The following is a 1,121-nucleotide window of genomic DNA, read 5'->3' on the forward strand; positions in this document are numbered from 1 at the left end:
GATTTATTGAATGGCGTTAAAGTAGTAGCCTCAGATGTAAAAATTACTTCTACACCAAACGGACCATTAACAGTAAACACAGACGGAACCGTAACGGTAGCAGAAAACACAAAAGCAGGAACTTATACGGTGGATTATACAATCTGTGAAGTGTTGAATCCAAACAATTGCGATACAGCGACAGTAACGGTAACAGTAGTTGCAGCACCAATCAAAGCAGTAAATGATGTTGCAGGACCAATCAACGGCATAGTTGGCGGAGATGCAGGAATCAATGTATTGGATAATGATTTATTGAATGGCGTTAAAGTAGTAGCCTCAGATGTAACAATCACTTCTACTCCAAACGGACCATTAACAGTAAACACAGACGGAACCGTAACGGTAGCAGAGAACACAAAAGCAGGAGAATACACAGTAGATTATACGATCTGCGAAGTATTAAATGCAGACAACTGTTCAACAGCGACAGTAACGGTAACAGTAGTTGCAGCACCAATCAAAGCAGTAAATGATGTTGCAGGACCAATCAACGGAATAGTTGGAGGAGATGCAGGAATCAATGTATTGGATAATGATTTATTGAATGGTGTTAAAGTAACTCCATCAGATGTAAAAATCACTTCTACTCCAAACGGACCATTAACAGTAAACACAGACGGAACCGTAACGGTAGCAGAGAACACAAAAGCAGGAGAATACACAGTAGACTATACGATCTGCGAAGTATTAAATGCAGAGAACTGTTCAACAGCGACAGTAACGGTAACAGTAGTTGCAGCACCAATCAAAGCAGTAAATGATGTTGCAGGACCAATCAACGGAATAGTTGGCGGAGATGCAGGAATCAATGTATTGGATAATGATTTATTGAATGGTGTTAAAGTAACTCCATCAGATGTAAAAATCACTTCTACTCCAAACGGACCATTAACAGTAAACACAGACGGAACCGTAACGGTAGCAGAGAACACAAAAGCAGGAGAATACACAGTAGACTATACGATCTGCGAAGTATTAAATGCCGACAACTGTTCAACAGCGACAGTAACGGTAACAGTAGTTGCAGCACCAATCAAAGCAGTAAATGATGTTGCAGGACCAATCAACGGAATAGTTGG

Annotated in this window: 1 pseudogene; it reads left to right on the forward strand. The window is 40.5% G+C overall.

The features are described from left to right. Nucleotides 1–1,121: pseudogene (locus BLV91_RS17105) on the forward strand (hypothetical protein); the annotation flags it as partial.

The organism is Flavobacterium degerlachei (assembly GCF_900106645.1).
GTDB lineage: Bacteria > Bacteroidota > Bacteroidia > Flavobacteriales > Flavobacteriaceae > Flavobacterium > Flavobacterium degerlachei.